Annotated in this window: 13 protein-coding genes; 5 read left to right on the forward strand and 8 right to left on the reverse strand. The window is 70.7% G+C overall.

Going from position 1 to position 14517, the window contains the following annotated elements; translation table 11 throughout:
• Window positions 1-8 precede the first annotated feature (8 nt).
• The gene (locus QTN24_RS13255; protein WP_124682500.1) at window positions 9-800 is read right to left on the reverse strand and encodes an IclR family transcriptional regulator; all 792 of its coding nucleotides are present in this window, start codon (window positions 798-800) and stop codon (window positions 9-11) included.
• Entirely contained in the window at window positions 797-1576 is a 780-nt protein-coding gene (locus QTN24_RS13260; protein WP_313837629.1) for an IclR family transcriptional regulator, read from the reverse strand. The genes QTN24_RS13255 and QTN24_RS13260 overlap by 4 nt, the downstream gene beginning before the upstream one ends.
• Before the next feature lie 253 nt (window positions 1577-1829).
• Between QTN24_RS13260 and QTN24_RS13265 the strand changes: the two genes are divergently transcribed.
• From QTN24_RS13265 to QTN24_RS13280, 4 genes are all read left to right on the forward strand, one after another.
• Window positions 1830-2789, forward strand: coding sequence for an MBL fold metallo-hydrolase (locus tag QTN24_RS13265; protein WP_124682498.1), 960 nt, complete (start codon window positions 1830-1832; stop codon window positions 2787-2789).
• Window positions 2790-2878: 89 nt separating this feature from the next.
• Window positions 2879-4639: an FAD-dependent oxidoreductase gene (locus QTN24_RS13270; RefSeq protein ID WP_313837632.1), complete on the forward strand. Its 1761-nt coding sequence runs from the start codon at window positions 2879-2881 to the stop codon at window positions 4637-4639.
• A gap of 25 nt (window positions 4640-4664) precedes the next feature.
• Window positions 4665-4877 (forward strand): DUF2783 domain-containing protein, encoded by a 213-nt coding sequence (locus tag QTN24_RS13275; protein WP_124682496.1) that lies wholly within the window; start codon window positions 4665-4667, stop codon window positions 4875-4877.
• Window positions 4878-4952: 75 nt separating this feature from the next.
• Window positions 4953-6152 (forward strand): pyridoxal phosphate-dependent aminotransferase, encoded by a 1200-nt coding sequence (locus QTN24_RS13280; protein ID WP_313837634.1) that lies wholly within the window; start codon window positions 4953-4955, stop codon window positions 6150-6152.
• A gap of 429 nt (window positions 6153-6581) precedes the next feature.
• On the opposite strand, the gene QTN24_RS13285 is transcribed toward QTN24_RS13280, so the two are convergent.
• From QTN24_RS13285 to QTN24_RS13305, 5 genes are read right to left on the reverse strand one after another with little or no spacing between them, the layout of a single operon-like run.
• Window positions 6582-8045, reverse strand: a complete 1464-nt coding sequence (locus QTN24_RS13285) for an efflux transporter outer membrane subunit (RefSeq protein WP_313837636.1) — start codon at window positions 8043-8045, stop codon at window positions 6582-6584.
• Between the two features lie 15 nt (window positions 8046-8060).
• Window positions 8061-9224, reverse strand: coding sequence for an ABC transporter permease (locus QTN24_RS13290; RefSeq protein ID WP_313837638.1), 1164 nt, complete (start codon window positions 9222-9224; stop codon window positions 8061-8063).
• A complete protein-coding gene (locus tag QTN24_RS13295; protein WP_313837640.1) occupies window positions 9221-10210 on the reverse strand; it encodes an ABC transporter ATP-binding protein in 990 nt (329 codons plus the stop codon). The genes QTN24_RS13290 and QTN24_RS13295 overlap by 4 nt, the downstream gene beginning before the upstream one ends.
• Entirely contained in the window at window positions 10207-11163 is a 957-nt protein-coding gene (locus QTN24_RS13300; RefSeq protein ID WP_313837642.1) for an HlyD family efflux transporter periplasmic adaptor subunit, read from the reverse strand. The genes QTN24_RS13295 and QTN24_RS13300 overlap by 4 nt, the downstream gene beginning before the upstream one ends.
• Before the next feature lie 27 nt (window positions 11164-11190).
• Window positions 11191-11862, reverse strand: coding sequence for a TetR/AcrR family transcriptional regulator (locus QTN24_RS13305; RefSeq protein ID WP_313837644.1), 672 nt, complete (start codon window positions 11860-11862; stop codon window positions 11191-11193).
• A gap of 194 nt (window positions 11863-12056) precedes the next feature.
• On the opposite strand from QTN24_RS13305, the gene QTN24_RS13310 reads away from it, so the two are divergent.
• Complete coding sequence (locus tag QTN24_RS13310; RefSeq protein ID WP_313837646.1) at window positions 12057-13427, forward strand: carbohydrate porin; 1371 nt, start codon at window positions 12057-12059, stop codon at window positions 13425-13427.
• Window positions 13428-13682: 255 nt separating this feature from the next.
• Here the strand turns inward: QTN24_RS13310 and queF are convergent, their stop codons facing one another.
• Window positions 13683-14516 (reverse strand): NADPH-dependent 7-cyano-7-deazaguanine reductase QueF, encoded by an 834-nt coding sequence (queF, locus tag QTN24_RS13315; RefSeq protein ID WP_313837648.1) that lies wholly within the window; start codon window positions 14514-14516, stop codon window positions 13683-13685.
• Window position 14517: the final 1 nt, after the last annotated feature.

Below are 14517 nucleotides of genomic sequence, written 5' to 3' on the forward strand. Positions count from 1 at the left end.
GCTGACGGTCAGCCGCCCAGCGCGGCGCCGAAGCGCCACGACAGCCGCCGCGCGGCCTGCCGCACCACCTGGGCCACGTCGCTGTCGGTCGCGCTGTCAAAGCTGCCGCTGCTGCCCATCACGGCGATGACCAGCGCCAGCGCGCCGGTGTGGTCGAACACCGGGGCGGCGAGCGTGTCGATGCCGGGCACCGGCCGGCTCACGGCGTGGTCGATGCCGGCCGCGCGGATCGCGCGCCAGCGCGGCGCCCATTCGGCCTGCAGCGCGGCGTCCACCGCCACGCCGGCCATGCGGATCGCGTCCTGCGCCAGCGCCTGCGCCAGCACGTCGTCGGGCAGATGGGCCGCAAAGGTCCGGCCGATGGCCGTGTTGACCATCGACAGCACCGTGCCCACGCGCAGGCTCACATGCTGCGGGCGCGACGCTTCTTCCAGCCGGATCACCGTGGGACCCAGCGGCCCGAATACCGCCATCGCCACCGACAGCCCCGTGGCATGCGCCAGCGCCACCACCTCGGGCTCGGCCTCGCGCGTGGGCGACAGCCGCTGCAGCGCCACCAGCCCCAGGTCCAGCGCCAGCGGGCCGGCTTCGAAATCGCCATCGGCATTGCGCGCCAGCAGGCCGATCTTCTGCAGGCTGACCAGGTGCGGAAACGCCTTGGCCGGCACCATGCCGGCCGCGCGCGCCAGTTCGCCAAGCGAAAGCGGGCGGCCCGCGTCGGCCAGCGCATCGAGCAACTGGCCGGTGTTGTCCAGCGACTGGATGCCGCGCTGGGGCTTGCTGTCTTCCGGCTGGCTCATGCGGGCTCCATCTCGCGGGCGATGCGGTCGAGCGTGTCGCGCATCGCGCGGGCCACGGGGCCCCGCCAGCCGACGTCGATCGCGCCCGTCGAGCCAATCGCGGTCAGCACCAGCCGCAGCGCGCCGTCGGCGCCGGCCAGCGGCATCGCCAGGCTGCTGACCGCCGGGCTGGGGGTGTCGATGCTGTGTTCCATGCCGCGCGCGCGGATGGCGTCCAGTTGCGCCTGAAAGGCGGGCAGCGCGGCGGCCGACGCGCCGGTCTGCTGGCGCGCCCAGATCGGCTGCCAGTGCGACGCGGGCTGGAACGCGCAATAGGTGCGGCCCGTGGCCGTGGTCGCCAACGCCATCACGGTGCCCACGTGCAGGTTCACGTGGAGCGGCGTGCCGGCCGGGGCAAAGTGGACGATGGTCGGCCCCTGCGGCGTCGGCAGGCTGATCGCCACGTTGCAGCCGATGGCCGCCGCCAGCGCGCGCACGTGCGGCACGGCCGCGCGATAGGCGGGCGCATGGTCCAGGTGCAGCATGCCCAGCCGCAGCGCCAGCGGGCCGGGCTCGTAGCTGCCGTCCAGGTGGTCGCGCTTGATCAGCCCGAGCCGCGTCAGGCTGACCAGGTAGGTGTGGGCCTGCGCCGGCGCCAGTTGCGCGGCGGCCGCCAGTTCGGCAAGGCCCAGCGGTCGCCGCGCATCGGCCAGCGCCCGCAGCAGGCGGCCGCCCACCTCCACGCTCTGGATGCCGCGCTGCGTCTTGCCGGCGGGTTCGCCCGGGGGTCGTGCCATGTCCGCGTGTCGGGTTGGAAAGGTGCCCATGGTAAGCGATCCGCCCCGCGCGGGCGGCCCCGGCGCCGCATGGGGCGGCTGCGGGGCGCTGGGGGTTTTCCCGGGGGCGGGCACGGTGCGGCAAGGGTTTGCGGTCTGTTTATCCAATAGCAAGCGGATTTGCCATTGATTAAAAACGGCGGCCTTCCTAAGATTCAGTCACGCCGATCCCCACAGATCGCTGGCCCATACCTATCGAGACAACGAGGCAGACATGGCAAAAGCATTCGCATCCCAGGCCGACCTGGAAGCCAAGCAGATCACCTTCACGCAGCTCTCCGAGAACGCCTGGGCCTACACGGCCGAGGGAGACCCCAACTCGGGCGTGATCATTGGCGACGACGGCGTGATGATCGTCGACACCACGGCCACGCCCGCCATGGCGCAGGACCTGATTGCCCGCATCCGCACCATCACCGACAAGCCGATCAAGTACGTGGTGCTGTCGCACTACCACGCGGTGCGCGTGCTGGGCGCGTCGGCCTACTTTGCCGAGGGCGCGCAGCAGGTGATTGCCAGCCGCGGCACCTACGAGATGATCGTGGAGCGCGGCGAGGCCGACATGAAGTCCGAGATCGAGCGCTTTCCGCGCCTGTTCGCCGGCGTGGAGACCGTGCCCGGCCTGACGTGGCCGACGCTGGTCTTCGACCAGGAAATCACGCTGTTCCTGGGCAAGCTGGAGGTGCGCATCGCCCACCTGGGCGCCGGCCACACCAAGGGCGACACCGTCGTCTGGCTGCCGCAGCAGAAGGTGCTGTTCTCGGGCGATCTGGTCGAGTACGACGCGGCCTGCTACTGCGGCGACGCCCAGCTCGAACAATGGCCCGCCACGCTCGACGCGCTGGCCGCGCTGCAACCCGAAAAGCTCGTGCCCGGCCGTGGCCCCGCGCTGACCAGCCCGGCCGAGGTGGCCAAGGGCCTGGCCTATACCAAGGATTTCGTCTCCACGCTGCTGCAGGCCGGCCGCGAGGCCGTGGCCGGCAAGATGGACCTGAAGGCCGCCATGGCGCACACCCGCAAGTCGATGGACCCGAAGTTCGGCCACGTCTTCATCTACGAGCACTGCCTGCCGTTCGACGTCTCGCGCGCCTACGACGAAGCCGCCGGCATCCAGCATCCGCGCATCTGGACGGCCCAGCGCGACCAGGAGATGTGGGCCGCGCTGCAGGCGTAGGGCAGGCGCGGCGGTTTTCCCGCTCGCCCGGATGGCGGGGGCGGGCAGCAGAACAAGCGTGACGACACGCACACATGGACGGAGACACCATGCGCAGTACGCCGGTCGACATCGACTACCAGAAGCAAACGTACGCCTACGCGCCGTGCGCCGAGCAGCAGCCGGGCCACTGCGCCGGCGCCCCCCACCCGGTGGTGGTGGTCGGCGCCGGGCCCGTGGGCCTGGCCACGGCCATCGACCTCGCGCGCCAGGGCGTGCCCGTAATGCTGGTCGACGACGACTGCACGCTTTCCACCGGCTCGCGGGCCATCTGCTTCGCCAAGCGCACGCTGGACATCTTCGACCGGCTGGGCTGCGGCGGCCGCATGGTCGACAAGGGCGTGCGCTGGCACGTCGGCAAGGTGTTCCTGCAGGACCGGCAGATCTACGCGTTCGACCTGCTGCCCGAAGGCGGCCACCAGCGCCCGGCGTTCATCAACCTGCAGCAGTATTACGTCGAGGGCTACCTGCTGGAGCTGGCGCAGTCGCTGCCGAACCTGGAAATCCGCTGGAAGAGCCGGGCGGTGGGCGTGGCCCAGCACCCCGACCACGTGGCGCTGACCATCGAGACGCCCGACGGCTGCTACACGCTGTGCGGGCGCTACGTGGTGGCGGCCGATGGCTCGCGCAGCCCGCTGCGCAAGCTGCTGGGGAAGGAAAGCCACGGCCACACGTTCCGCGACCGCTTCCTGATCGCCGACGTGAAGATGGAGGCGCCGTTCCCGGCCGAGCGCTGGTTCTGGTTCGACCCGCCATTCCATCCGAACCAGTCGGTGCTGCTGCACCGCCAGCCCGACAACGTCTGGCGCATCGACTTCCAGCTCGGCTGGGATGCCGATCCGGTGGCCGAGAAGGCGCCCGAGCGCGTGATCCCGCGCGTGCAGGCGCTGCTGGGCCCCGACGCTAGGTTCGAACTCGAATGGGTCAGCGTCTACACGTTCTCGTGCGTGCGGATGGACAGCTTCCGCCACGGCCGCGTGCTGTTTGCCGGCGACGCCGCGCATGGCGTGTCGCCGTTCGGCGCGCGCGGCGCCAACAGTGGCGTGCAGGATGCCGAGAACCTGGCCTGGAAGCTGGCCTACGTGCTGCAGGGCAAGGCGCCCGACAGCCTGCTGGACAGCTACGCCAGCGAGCGCGAGTTCGCCGCCGACGAGAACATCCGCAATTCCACGCGTTCCACCGACTTCATCACGCCCAAGAGCCCGGTCAGCCGCGTGTTCCGCGATGCCGTGCTGACGCTGGCGCGCGACCATGCATTCGCCCGGCAACTGGTGAACAGCGGCCGGCTGTCGGTGCCGGCGGTGCTGCACGGCTCGCCGCTCAACACGGCCGATCTCGACGGGTTTGCCGGCCCGATGGTGCCCGGCGCGGCCTGCGTCGATGCGCCCGTGGCCGAGGCCGCCGACGGGGCGGGGCGACCCTGGCTGCTCCAGCACCTTGGCGATGCGTTCGTCGTGCTGGTGTTCGGCGCGCCGTCCGGCCTCGACGCCGCGCAGGCCCAGGCGCTGCGCACGCTCCAGCAGGGCGGCATCCCGCTGCGCGTGGTGTTCGTGACCGATGCGTCGATCTCGGCCTCGGCGCAGGCGTGGCCCGGCGCCACCGTGCTGCGCGACGCCGAGGGCCTGGCCGCCCGCCGCTACGACGCGCGCGCCGGCACGTGCTACCTGATCCGCCCGGACCAGCACGTCTGCGCCCGCTGGCGCGGCGTGGACAGCGCCCGCATCGGCGCCGCGCTGGCCCGCGCCACCGGCAACGCCCCGGCATCGCCGCTGCCGCAGCCGGCCCCGGCCACCGCCGCGGCCCTGGCCTGACGGCCCCGCAACCCAGGACAGGCCCATGCCACTGAACACCGCCCCCAACCTCGCCCGCCCCGACGACTTCTACGAGGCGCTGATCGACATGCACCGCGACCTCGACGACGCCGCCAGCCAGGCCGCCAACGCGCGGCTGATCCTGCTGCTGGCCAACCACATCGGCGACCACGACACCCTGGTCGAGGCGATGCGGCTGGCCCGTTCGGCAGCCCACGCCGACGCCCCGGCCGCTTGATTCCGATCGGCAGCGGGCGTGGGCGGAAATCCGGTACGCTAGGCGCTTCATCCATTTCCGCCGCAAGGAGTGCCGATGTCCGCCAGCCTGCCCCGCCAGTCTTCCGCCCCAGACGCCGCGCCGCTGGCGCGGGACGTCGTCCACGGCCTGCGCGCGTCGCGCATCCGCGAGGTAGCCAACGCCGGCATCGGCCTGCCCGACGTGCTGCCGTTCTGGTTCGGCGAATCGGACCAGGTAACCCCGGCGTTCATCCGCGACGCCGCGGCCCGCGCGCTGGCCGAAGGGGCCACGTTCTACACCCACAACCTCGGCATCGCGCCGCTGCGCGCGGCACTGGCCGGCTACGTGACGCGGCTGCACGGCGACACGGCCGTCGACCACATCGCCGTGACCAGCGCCGGCGTCAACGCGCTGATGCTGGCCGCGCAGGTGGTGACCGGGCCGGGCGACCGCGTGGTCTGCGTCACGCCGCTCTGGCCGAACCTCGTTGAAATCCCGCGCATCCTGGGCGCCACCGTGGAAACGGTCACGCTGGACTTTGGCGCCGACGGCTGGACGCTCGACGTCGACAAGCTGCTGCGCGCGCTGACGCCCGGCACGCGCGCCGTGATGATCAACTCGCCGAACAACCCCACGGGCTGGGTCATGCCGCGCGCGCAGCAGCAGGCGGTGCTGGACCACTGCCGCCGGCACGGCATCTGGATCATCGCCGACGAGGTCTACGAGCGGCTCTACTACGGCGCCGAGGGCGGCAACGCGCCGTCCTTCCTCGACATCGCCAGCCGCGACGAGCGCGTGATCGCCGTGAACTCGTTCTCGAAGGCCTGGCTGATGACGGGCTGGCGGCTCGGCTGGATGGTGCTGCCGGCGTCGCTGATGGACGACCTGGGCAAGCTGATCGAGTACAACACGTCGTGCGCGCCATCGTTCGTCCAGCAGGCCGGCATCGTCGCCGTGAACGAGGGCGAGCCCTTCACGCAGGATCTGGTGCAGCGGCTGCACACGTCGCGCGACCATCTGGTGACCCGGCTGGCAGCGCTGCCCGGCGTGGAAGCCCACGCGCCCGACGGCGCGATGTACGTGTTCTTCCGGCTTGCGGGCACCACGGACAGCCTGGCGCTATGCAAGCGCCTGGTCCGCGAGGCCCGGCTGGGCCTGGCCCCCGGCAGCGCCTTCGGCGACGAGGGCGAGGGGTTCGTCCGGTGGTGCTATGCGTGCGACACGGCCAGGCTGGACGAAGGCGTGCAGCGGCTGGCGGGGTTTCTGGGGCGGTAGGGGGGCGGTTTTGGTTCTCCTCGCGCGCGTGGGAGACGGGTTGGGGGAGACGGTCAGGGGGTTCAAATTGCCACACGTCGGCAAGCAGAGGCTCGACGCCCTCACCCCCGGCCCCTCTCCCGCCAGGCGGGAGAGGGGAGCAAACCGACAGCGTCTGAAGCTCCGACTGTTTTCTCCCCTCTCCCGCGCGCGGGAGAGGGGCCGGGGGTGAGGGCCAGCGCATCCAGAGCAAACAGCCGGTGCTTCAGATGCTGCTGTTTTCTCCCCTCTCCCGCGCGCGGGAGAGGGGCCGGGGGTGAGGGCCAGCGCATCCAGAGCAGATAGCCGGTGCTTCAGATGCTGCTGTTTTCTCCCCTCTCCCGCCCGCGGGAGAGGGGCCGGGGGAGAGGGCCAGCGCATCCCATTGCCACCACCGCCCCCGTCAACACCTCACCGCCCGCCCACCACCGTCTCCCCTTGCCACCACCCGCCGCCCAGCGCCTGCATCAGCGCGGCGGAATCAGCCAGCCGCGCCGCGCGGGCCTGGGCCAGGTCCAGTGCGGCCTGGCGGGCCTGGCGTTCGGCGTCGATGACCGTGAACTGGCTGACGCCGCCAAGCCGGTATTGCTCGCTGACGATGGTCAGCGTGTCGCGCGTCTGGCGGGCGTTGTCGGCGCGGGCCTGTAGCGTGGCGGCGTCGGCTTCCAGCGCGCGCAGCGTGTCGGCCACGTTCTGCAGGCCCTGCAGCACGGCCTGCTGGTAGGCGCCCAGCGACTGCTCGTACGCCGCTTCCTTGGCCCGCTTCTGCGCGCGCAGCTCGCCGCCGTGGAACACCGGCTGCACCACGCCGGCGGCCAGGCTCCAGACGTTCAGGCTGCTGAACAGGTCGCGCGCGCGCATCTGCTGCGTGCCGCCGCTGGCGGTCAGCGTGATCTGCGGGTACAGGTTGGCCGTTGCCACGCCGATGTCGGCCGATGCCTGGTGCAGCAGCGCCTCGGCCGCGCGGATGTCGGGGCGGCGGCGCGCCAGTTCGGCGGGCAGGCTGACCGGCAGCGATTCGGGCAGGTGCAGGTCTTCGAGCCGGAATTCCGGCAGTTGGGCGCTGGCCGGGGTCTGGCCCGTATAGACGGCGAGCTGGTGGCGCGTGGCGTCGAGCTGCTGCGACAGCCCCGGGATCAGCGCCTGCGTCTGCGCCAGTTCCGCCTGCTGGCGCTGCACGTCCACGCGCGCCACGCCGCCCGCTTGCAGCCGCTGCCGCATGATGTCGAGCTGGCGCTGCTGCGCGGCGGCGATGGCTACCGTATCGGCCAGTTGCGCGCGCAGGCCGGCTTCGCGGATGGCGGCCGTCGCCACGTTGGCGGCCAGCGACAGGCGCGCCGCTTCCAGTTCGTAGCGCTGGTAGTCCACGGCGGCCCGCAGGCCCTCCAGCTCGCGCCGCTGTCCGCCGAACAGGTCCAGCGCGTACGACACCTGCACGCTCGCGTTGTACAGCGTGAATGGCCCGGGGCTCGGGAACTGCGTGATGCCGACCGACGTCAGGTCCACCTGCTGGCGCGTGGCGTTGAGCTTGGCGTCCACCTGCGGGAACTGGGTAGCGCCGGTGCGCGCGTTCAGGTTCTCCTGCGCCTCGCGCAGCCGGGCGCGGGCCTGCGTCAGCGTGGGGCTGCTGGCCAGCGCCAGGCGCACGGTCTCGTCCAGCGGCGCGCTGCCGAAGGCGGTCCACCAGTCGGCCGGGATGTCGCCGGGCGCCACGGTCTGGGTGGGATAGCCCTGCGCGGCCATCTGCGACGGCTGCGGGCCGGCCGTGAAGCGCGGGTCGGCCGGCGCGTCGGGCGTGCGGAAGTCGGGGCCGACCGCGCAGCCGGCCATCAGCAGGACGGCGGCGGCGGTGGCAAGAAGGGGTGGGATACGCATGACGACGCTCCGCAGTCAGTCGAGCGTGCGCTTGTAGAAGCGCACCGCAATGGCCATGACGATGACCGTGAACAGCGCCACGGGCCAGACGTTGGGCCACAGTTCGGTCCAGCCGCTGCCCTTGAGCATGATGCCGCGGACCATCCGGTTGAAATAGGTCATCGGCAGCACGTTGCCGATCCACTGCGCCCAGGTGGGCATGCCCGCGAACGGGAACATGAAGCCCGACAGCAGGATGTTGGGCAGGAAGTAGAAGAACGTGAGCTGCACCGCCTGGAGCTGGTTGGCCGCCAGCGACGACAGCGTGATGCCGACCGTCAGGTTGGCCGCGATGAACAGCAGCGCCGCCAGGTAGACCGCCACCACCGACCCCAGGAACGGCACGCCGAACACGAAGTGCGCGGCCAGCACGATGATCGTGGCCTGGATCAGGCCGATGAAGATGTACGGGACGATCTTGCCCGAGATGACCTCGATAGGCTGCACCGGCGTGGCCAGCAGGTTCTCCATCGTGCCGCGCTCGCGTTCGCGCGTCATCGCCAGCCCGGTCATCATCACCATCGTCATGGTCAGGATCACGCCCATCAGCCCCGGCACGATGTTGTACTGCGTGATGCCCTCCGGGTTGTACAGCCGCTGGACGTTGACGTCGAACGCCGGCGCCCCGCCGGCCAGCGGCGCCAGCGCGCCCTTGAGGTCGACGCGGGCGACGGTGGCCGGCAACTGCGCCAGCGCGCCGATGGCCGGGCCCGTGGCCGACGGGTCGGTGGCGTCGGCCTCCACCAGGATCGCCGGGCGGTCGCCGTGCAGCAGCCGGCGCGAGAAGTCCGTGGGGATGGTGACCACGAACTGCACGTCGCCTCGCAGCAGCGCCTCGCGGCCGCTGCGCTCGTCGGGCATCGTGCGCACGACCTTGAAGTACGTGGTGTTTTCCAGCGCGGCGACGAACGACCGCGAGAAATCGCTGTGCTCGGCCACGATCACGGCCGTGGGCATGTGGCGCGGGTCGCTGTTGATCGCAAAGCCGAACAGCAGCAGCTGCACGATGGGCAGGCCGACGATCATGCCGAATGTGATGCGGTCGCGCCGTAGCTGCAGGAATTCCTTCAGGACGATGCTCCACCAGCGCTGCACCGAGAACCGGCGCTGGCGCGGGGCGGCCGGGCGGGCGGTGCTCATGGCGCCTCCTTCGGGCCGACGGCCGGCTGGCGGGCCGGCGTGGCCATGTTGTCCTGCGCGCCGCCCATCATGTGGATGAACACGTCTTCCAGGCTGGTCTGCGCCTGGGCGATGCGATGGCCGGTGCCGGCGTACTGCCGCAGCGTGCGTTCCAGCTGGCCGGCGTCCTTGCCGGTCACGTGCAGCGCGGTGCCGAAGGCCACGGTCTGGTCGACGCCGGGCTTGCCCTGCAACTGCGCGGACAGCTCGGCCAGGTTGTCGCCTTCCACGCTCCAGGTGCTCAGGTGCTGGCTGGCCACCACTTCGTCGGACGTACCCTGCGCCAGCAGCGTGCCATAGGCGATGTAGGCCAGCTTGTGGCAGCGCTCGGCCTCGTCCATGTAGTGCGTACTGACCAGCACCGAGATGCCCCGCGCGGCCAGTTGGTGGAGCTGTTCCCAGAAGTCGCGCCGGGCCTTGGGGTCCACCCCGGCGGTGGGCTCGTCCAGCAGCAGTAGCTGCGGCTCGTGCAGCAGGCAGGCGGCCAGCGCCAGCCGCTGCTTCCATCCACCCGACAGCGATCCGGCCAGCTGCTCGGCGCGCGACTGCAGGCCCAGGTCTTCCAGCGCGCGGTCCACGGCCTCGCGTCGGCTGGGCATGTCGTAGACGCGGGCGACGAAGTCCAGGTTCTCGCGGATCGAAAGGTCTTCCCAGTACGAGAAGCGCTGCGTCATGTAGCCGACGTTGCGCTTGATCTCGGCGGCCTGGGTCAGGATGTCGTAGCCCAGGCAGGTGCCCGAGCCGGAGTCTGGCGTCAGCAGGCCGCACATCATCCGGATCGACGTGGTCTTGCCGCTGCCGTTGGGGCCCAGGAAGCCGAAGATCTCGCCACGCGCCACCTGCATGGTCAGGTTGTTGACCACGTGCTTGTCACCGAAATGCTTGTTCAGGTCGCGCACGTCGATGGCCAGCTCGCCGTTGCGGGCGGGGGAGGGGGACGTGCTCATGACCGCGCCACCTCCACGGGCTGGCCGGGGCGCAGCCGGGGCGCGTCGGCGGCGGTGGGGCGGGCCTCGATCAGGAACACGAGCTTGCCGCGCGTTTCGTTGCTGTAGATGACCGGCGGCGTGAACTCGGCCTCGTTCGACACGTAGGTGATCTTCGCCGGCACCGGGGCCGCGCAGCCGTCGCAGCGGATGGTGATGGCCTGGCCCGGCTGCAGGGCGCCGACCACGGCTTCGGGCACGAAGAAACGCACCTTGACGTTGCCCGGCGGCAGCATCCGCACCACGGCGCTGCCGGCCGGCACCCATTCGCCGGGGCGGAACGGCACGTCGTAGACCAGGCCCGGCACGGTGGCGTTGACCGACTTGCGCGACAGCTTCCACTCGGCCTGCGCCAGCGCGGCCCGCGCGGCGTCGATCTGCGCGCGCTGGGCGGCCAGCTGGTCCTTGCGGCCGGGCAGGCGGGCCACTTCGATGTCGCGCTGCAGCTCGCGCACGCGCGCGGCGTCGGCATCGGCCGTGGCGCGGCTCTCGTCAAGCTGGGCGCGCGAGATGCCGCCGATCTCGAACTGGGCCTCGTCGCGCCTGCGTTGCGCGGCGCTGCGGGTGGCCTGCGCCTGGGCCTGCACGAGCTGGGCCTGGTTGACGGCCACTTCCACCGGCCGCTTGCCGGTCTGGATATCGGCAAGCTGCGCCTCGGCCACGCGTACCTGCTCGGCGGCCTGCTGGCGCGCGGCGCGTTCGTCGTCGGATTCGAGCACGAACAGCGGGGCGCCGGTGCCCACCTGCTGGCCGCGCTCGACCGACAGCGTTTCCAGGCGGCCGGCGAACGGCGAGGCCACGGCCACGAATTCGCCTTCGACGTAGCCTTGCCACGTGTCGGGCTTGTCGTTGCCGCAGGCGCCGAGCAGCGCGGCGGCCAGCAGCAGGGGCGGGGTGCGGAGGATCAGGGACATGGATGCGGGCTCCGGAGAGATGGCGGTTCAGGCGGGATCCTTGGGCGGCACGGACAGGCCGTGGGCCAGCAGCGCGGTGACGTGGCGCACCAGCGTGTCGGTATCGATATCGGCCGCGCCGGGCAGCGCGCGCCAGATGTGGGTGGTGGCCAGCGGCAGCATCGTCAGGCCGATCAGCGAGACCATGACCAGCGCCGGCTCCAGCCCCGGATTGAGCTGGCCCTGCGCATGGGCGGCGGCCAGCGGGCCGGCGATCAGCTGGGCGCGCTGCGGGGCCACGCGCTGCAGCAGCCGTTCGCGGAGGTGGCCGTCGACGCTGACGATCTCGCGGATCCACAGGCCCGGAAACCATGGCGTGCCCGCCGCGGTGCGGATCAGCTGCGCGGCCAGGCCCTGGATGCGCGTGACCGGGTCGGCGTCGCCGGCCTGCAGCGCGCCGAACACGTGGTCGATCATCGGCTGCAGCCGTTCCTCGAAAATCGCGTCCAGCAGCGCCTCGCGGTCGCGGAAGTAGTAGTGGACCAGCGCCGGCGTGACGCCGGCCTCGGTGGCGATGGCCTTGGTCGACGTGGCGGCCACGCCGTGCCGCGCGAACATCGTCACGGCGGCGTCGATCAGCAGGTCGCGCTGGCCGGCGTCGGCCGTGCGGGTGGTCGGTCGGCCGGGTCGGCGTTTCGGGTCGGACGGGGCGGAGGGCATGGATGGTCTGGATGCTGGCGGGCTTCGCTCGAATATTAATTTTCGAATTAATTAATACAAGGACTGTTACAGGTTGGGCGGCGTTGTTGCGATGCAGCATGGGCGGTGGACAGGTCATGTCGGCTTGGCTATGCTCGCGCAGCCAAGGGGCCGCCCAGCCGGGCGGCGTATCCAACCCTTCTTTCCGATCTTCCATGCCGCGTCACGTATTGCTGGCCGCCCGGCGGCCGCGCCCCCGCTTTGTCCGTCGACTCGCCGCGTTGCTGGCCAGCGCGGCCTTGCCGTGGGCGGCGCAGGCGCAAGAGGCCGCGACGCCACCCGATACCGAGAACCCGTTCGCCATCCACGGGCAGGCCACCTACATCTGGACCCGCAAGCCGGCGTTCGACGCGCCGTATTCGGGCGAGAACAGCCTGACGCCCGAGCGCGCCAAGAGCTATTCCTTCACGAGCACGCTGGACCTGGGGCTGCGCCTGTGGCGCGGCGCGGAGTTCCACTTCAATCCCGAGGTGTCGCAGGGCGTACCGTTCTCGGACCTGCACGGGCTGGGCGGGCTGTCCAACGGCGAGCTGGCCAAGACGGCCAGCACGTCGCCAAAGTTCTACCGGGCGCGCGCGTTCGTCCGCCAGTACTGGGGCATGGGCGGCGGCGACGAGACGCTGGACGCGGATTTCAACCAGTTCGCGCGCACGGTGGACAAGCAGCGGCTGGTGCTGACGGCCGGCAACTTCGGCGTGATCGACGTGTTCGACCAGAACCCGTACGGGTCAGACCCGCGCACGCAGTTCATGAACTGGTCGTTCCTGACGCATGGCTCGTGGGACTACCCGGCCGATTCGCGCGGCTACAACTGGGGCGCGGCGCTGGAGTACATCGGCGACGGCTGGTCGGCGCGCGTCGGCCACTTCCTGCAGCCGCTGGAGTCCAACGGGCGCGAGCTGGACACGCGTGCGTTCAAGCACTACGGCCAGATGCTGGAGCTGGAAAAGCGCTACGAGATTGCCGGCCGCCCCGGGCAGGCGCGGCTGCTGCTGTGGCGCAACCGCGCCAACATGGGCGCCTTCAACGACGCCATCGCGTTCGGCCAGGCCAACGGCGTGACGCCCGACGTGGCCGACGTGCGGCGCGAACACACCAAGTGGGGCGTGGGGCTGGCGTTCCTGCAGGAAGTGACGCGCGACGCGGGCGTGTTCCTGCGTGCCAACTGGTCCGACGACAAGACCGAGACCTACGCCTTCACCGAGATCGGCCGGCAGGTGGCCGGCGGCGGCACGCTCAAGGGCGCGCTATGGGGCCGCCCGAAGGACGAGGTGGGACTGGCGATGGCCGTCAACATGCTCGGGCCCGCGCACCGCAACTACCTGGCGGCCGGCGGCCTGGGCGCCTTCCTGGGCGATGGCGCGCTGCGCTACGGCCCGGAACAGATCGTGGAGATCTACTACAGCTTCGCCGTGTGGAAGACGCTGACGCTGAGCCCGGACTTCCAGTACATCCGCAACCCCGGCTACAACCGCGACCGCGGCCCGGCGAAGTTCATCGGCGTACGGGCGCACGCGGAGTTTTGAGGGGGCCGGGGCGTTTCGCAGTGGCTTGGGGTTTTCTCCCCTCTCCCGCGATGCGGGAGAGGGGTCAGGGGAGAGGGCTGGCAGTTCTATTTGCGACATGTCGCGTTTTGAACCTCAACGCCCTCACCCCCAGCCCCTCTCCCGCAAGCGGGAGAGGGGAGCAAGACCGCCGGCGGGAGCAAGACCGCCGGCGGGAGCAAGACCGCCGGCGGGAGCAAAACCCGGTGTCGGCACGACTCGCCGTCGCCCCGCTCCCTACTGCCTCGCGTTCCGGCGGTTATCCGGCCACGGTGTGTTGAAGTTGGTGCGGAACGGGTTGATGTCCAGCCCGCCGCGGCGGGTGTAGCGGGCGTAGACGGCCAGCTTGACCGGCTTGCACATGCGCAGCACGTCCGTGAAGATCCGCTCCACGCACTGCTCGTGGAACTCGTTGTGGTTGCGGAACGAGATCAGGTACTTGAGCAGCCCTTCCTGGTCGATCGGGGCGCCCACGTAGCGGATCTGCACGCTGCCCCAGTCGGGCTGGCCCGTGACCAGGCAGTTCGACTTGAGCAGGTGCGACACCAGCGTTTCCTCCACCGGCGATGCCTCCTGGTCGGCCTTGAGCAGCGAGGCGTCGGGCTCGTAGATGTCGGTCTCGATGTCCAGGCGGTCCAGCAGCAGGCCGTCCAGTTCGCCCATCTTCTGCGTGCCCAGGTCCGCCTCGGTGACCAGCCGCACCTGCACGGTGCCGCCCGTGGCCTGCGACAGGTCGTGGTGCAGCAGTTGCTGCAGTGCCTCGGCAGAGGCGATCCGGCTCTGGTTGAACGAGTTCAGGTACAGCTTGAAGGACTTGGACTCGACGATGTTCGGCGTGTCGGACGGGATGATGAACGTGGCCAGCGCCACCTGCGGCTTGCCCTTCAGGTTCAGCCACGACACCTCGTACGCGTTCCAGATGTCCACGCCGAAGAACGGCAGCGCGCGGCCCTCGGTCAGGCCGATCTCGGTGCGCTTGGGCTGGCGCGGGATCGGGAACAGCAGCGTCGGGTCGTATTCGGTCTTGTACGCCGAGGGCTTGCCCAGCGGCGAGTGCTCAGGAAGCGTCATT

This window comes from Cupriavidus sp. SZY C1 (assembly GCF_032190535.1).
In the GTDB taxonomy this organism is placed as follows: domain Bacteria; phylum Pseudomonadota; class Gammaproteobacteria; order Burkholderiales; family Burkholderiaceae; genus Cupriavidus; species Cupriavidus pauculus_C.